Origin of the sequence: Rhodobacter sp. NSM (assembly GCF_052244495.1) — a bacterium.
Taxonomy (GTDB): Bacteria; Pseudomonadota; Alphaproteobacteria; order Rhodobacterales; family Rhodobacteraceae; genus Cereibacter_A.
Genome location: NZ_JBQPXH010000049.1, coordinates 1 through 1,397, shown reverse-complemented (window position 1 = coordinate 1,397; position 1,397 = coordinate 1). Strand labels below are relative to the sequence as shown.

Genomic DNA, 1,397 nt, shown 5'->3' with positions numbered 1-1,397 from the left:
CGAAATCTGACACGCAGACGCAAGAACCTCCTCAGGGAGGTTTTTCTGCATTCCCCGTCGCCCGATCCGAGCAGATGCCCCAGATCCCCGCGGATCTCGATCCGCAGGCCGTCCACCGCTTCAGCGTCCGGCTGCACGATCACCGCCCCGAGAAGATCCCGCAGCGCCACGTTCGCCTCGACCAGTTGCGGCGTGCCGGCGAGAAGCGCGTCCATGCGCGCGACCTGGCCGCTCCAGGCTGCCTGGAGCTCGGCCGAGGTCGGCGGGCTAGGCGCCGGCCGTGCCGTCTGCGCCTCCTCCAGTTCGCGACGCAGCCGTTCCCGCTCGGTCTCTCGCGTCCGCAGCCGTGCCACCAGCGCCTCGCCGGGCTCGCATCCTTCCAGCCGGTCGAGCAACCGCTCGATGGTTGCATCCAGCCGTGCCAGTTCCGCCGTCAACCGCTCGGCTCCGCCCGCGGGCTCCCGCTCCGCCTCGTCGCGCAGGATCCGCGCCACCTCCGACGCGAACCGCGCCGCCATCTCCGGCGTCAACAACCCCGCGCGCAGTCGCGCCAGCACGCGCCCCTCAAGCTTGCCTCGACTGATCGTCCTGCGGTTATTGCAGATCGCCGGGCCCTTGCTCTTCCGATTGAAGCAGCCGTACCGCTCACGGCCGACCAGCGTGTAGCCCCCGCCGCAGCAGCCGCAGGTGACGAGGCCCGAGAGCAGATACTTCGCGCGGTGGCTCGCGTTCAGCGGCGCGGTCCGGCCAGCGAAGGCAGCGTAGGTCGTATCCAGCCGGCCTTGGACGCTGTTCCACAGCTCGTCCGGCACGATCTGCAGCTCAGGCCGGTCGGCATAGATGATCGCTTCCGCTTCCGCCGGGCGCGAGATCCGGTTGCCGGTGTCGGGGTCGCGACCAAACTGGTTGCGGCCATAGACGATGACGCCGACGTACGCCTCGTTGCGCAGCAGGCCGTCACGCTTCTTCGCGTTGCCGCGGATCGTCGAGTCGTTCCAGCCGCCGCCCGAGGGCGAGGCGATCCCCTCGGCATTCAGCGCCGCCGCGATCTTTCTCGGCGAGAGGCCCGCCGCATAATCCTCGAGGATCCGCCGCACCACGGCCGCCTCCTCCGGCACGATCGCGCGGTTGAGACCCGCGGCGCCGGGCAGGACACGGTAGCCATAGGCGATCCCCGCAGCCACCCGCCCGCGACGCGTCGTGCCGCCCTGGCCGCGCCGGGTCTCGTCGGCGATCTCGCGCGCCTGGTGCTCGGCGATGGCGGCGAGGAGCGGCACGAGCTTCCAGTCGAAGCGCCCGCCGTTCGCGGCATGGAGCGCGACGCCGCGGCTCTCGAACCAGTCGCAGATCGAGGTGATGTCGGCCGCGCGGCGGCCGATCCGGTCGATTCCCTCGAC

The 1,397-nt window shown here is 70.9% G+C and carries 1 protein-coding gene; it reads right to left on the bottom strand.

Going from position 1 to position 1,397, the window contains the following annotated elements; translation table 11 throughout:
• On the bottom strand, positions 1 to 1,397 hold a 1,397-nt coding region (locus ACTVZP_RS22180; RefSeq protein WP_443214295.1), incomplete at both ends, for a recombinase family protein.